Origin of the sequence: Mesorhizobium sp. M7A.F.Ca.US.005.03.2.1 (assembly GCF_003997795.1) — a bacterium.
Classification (GTDB): domain Bacteria; phylum Pseudomonadota; class Alphaproteobacteria; order Rhizobiales; family Rhizobiaceae; genus Mesorhizobium; species Mesorhizobium ciceri.
This window is the reverse complement of the sequence record NZ_RZRP01001020.1, coordinates 1-2,025: the sequence shown is the minus strand read 5'-3', so window position 1 is coordinate 2,025 and position 2,025 is coordinate 1. Positions and strand designations below refer to the sequence as shown.

The window sequence follows — 2,025 nt, the reverse complement described above, 5'->3', positions numbered from 1 at the left end:
CTTCCGAGGCGGGTGAGGGCGTTCCGGCGGCAAGTTGGACTTTTCCAGTGCGCCGGTTCAACACCCCCGAGCCGCCGTACGGGAAAGCATGGAGGAGCGCGCGTTAGTCAGTCATCGCGCCTTCCCCCGGCGGCAGCGGGCTTCCCATCGCCCGCTGCCGCACAATTTCAAAAGCGCTTCAACGATCCGATGCCAACGACATCGGCAGCGAGCAGCTTTATCGCGCACTGCTTCGAGCGATCTCGGTCGCGATGCGCTTTGGCAAAGGCCACAATGCAGATGTCTGCCACTCAACCTTCCGGCGAAATCGCGTATAACAGCCCTATGAAGATTCTCGTCATAGAAGACGATCGCGAGGCTGCGGATTACTTGCAGAAAGCTTTTGCCGAGGCCGGTCACACCGCGCATGTCGCCGGTGACGGCGAAACCGGCTTTGCGCTCGCCGACGCCGGCGACTACGACGTGATGGTGATCGACCGGATGATGCCGCGTCGCGACGGCCTGTCGGTCATTGCCGGTCTCAGGTCCAGGGGCAACACGACGCCGGTGCTGATCCTGTCGGCGCTCGGCGAGGTCGATGACCGGGTCACGGGTTTGCGCGCCGGCGGCGACGATTACCTGACAAAGCCCTATGCCTTCTCCGAGCTTCTCGCCCGCGTCGAGGTGCTGAACCGGCGCGCCAGTGCCAAGGAAGCGGAAACCGTCTACCGCGTCGGCGATCTCGAACTCGACAGGCTGTCGCATTCGGTCCGCCGTGCGTCACGCGAGATAACGCTGCAGCCGCGTGAGTTCCGCTTGCTCGAATATCTGATGCGGCATGCCGGCCAGGTGGTGACGCGCACCATGCTGCTGGAAAATGTCTGGGACTACCATTTCGATCCGCAGACCAATGTCATCGACGTCCATGTCTCCCGGCTGCGCGGCAAGATCGAGAAGGGCTTCGACAAGCCCATCCTGCATACGGTTCGCGGCGCCGGCTATATGCTGAAGAGTGGTTAGCTGCGGCATGGCTCTTTCCGTGCCAGCCATCATGAAGACGACGGCAGCGCGGCTTTCGGCGCTCTACTTCCTGCTCTTCGCGCTCTGCGCGGTGGCGCTCGTCTTCTACATGACCTCGCTGTCGGCGCGAATGCTGACCGCGCAGACGCAGGAGACCATCAATGACGAAGTGCTCGGCCTTGCCCGCGCCTATCAGCGCGGTGGCCTGCCGGTACTGGTCCGCGTGGTCGAAGCGCGCTCGCGCCAGCCCGGCGCAAACCTTTACCTGATCGCCGACGCCAACGGCCAGATCCTGACCGGCAACGTGCAGAGCCTCGAACCTGGCGTTCTCGAAACCGAAGGCTGGACCAGCAGTCCGTTCTCTTATCAGCGCTTTGGCGAGGGAGAGCTCGAGCGCCTGCGCAACCTTCCCGCCGAGCAGGGTACCACCACCCAATCCGAGCAGAACGATGCGCAGGCGCAGGGCGAAAAAGGCCACAACGCCATTGCGCTGGTGCTGCGGCTGCCGAACCAGATGATCATGCTGGTCGGCCGCGACCTTGGCGAGCCGGAACGGTTTCGTGCCGTCATCCGCCGTGCGCTGATGCTGGCGCTCGGCATGATGGGGCTGGGCGGATTGCTGATCTGGTTTTTTGTCGGCCGCGCTGCGCTGAAGCGCATCGACAGCGTGTCGGAAGCCAGCCGTCGCATCATGGGCGGCGATCTGTCGGGCAGGCTGCCGGTGACGGGGGTTGGCGACGAGTTCGACCGGCTCTCCGAAAATCTCAATGCCATGCTGGCCAGGATCGCCACGCTCAACGAAGGCTTGAAGCAGGTTTCCGACAACATCGCGCATGATCTGAAGACGCCGCTGACCCGGCTGCGCAACCGGGCCGAAGCGACGCTTTCGGGCAAGCAAAAGCCCACCGACTACCGGCAGGCGCTGGAAGGCACCATCGCCGAGTCGGACCAGTTGATAAAAACCTTCAACGCCATCCTGATGATCTCCCGGCTGGAGGCTGGCTACTCGTCTGAAAATACGAACCG

Annotated in this window: 2 protein-coding genes; both read left to right on the top strand. The window is 63.2% G+C overall.

Translation table 11 applies throughout. From position 1 onward, the window contains the following. Positions 1 to 324 precede the first annotated feature (324 nt). The gene (locus EN991_RS34025; RefSeq protein WP_023812818.1) at positions 325 to 999 is read left to right on the top strand and encodes a response regulator transcription factor; all 675 of its coding nucleotides are present in this window, start codon (positions 325 to 327) and stop codon (positions 997 to 999) included. 7 nt (positions 1,000 to 1,006) lie between these two features. Next, positions 1,007 to 2,025, top strand: a 1,019-nt coding sequence (locus EN991_RS34020) for a HAMP domain-containing protein (protein WP_127370377.1), incomplete at its 3' end; no start/stop codon positions are given.

Bases quoted from the DNA above. Each gene is read 5' to 3' on its own strand.
- EN991_RS34025 (WP_023812818.1), top strand. From the start codon at position 325: ATGAAGATTCTCGTCATAGAAGACGATCGCGAGGCTGCGGATTACTTG.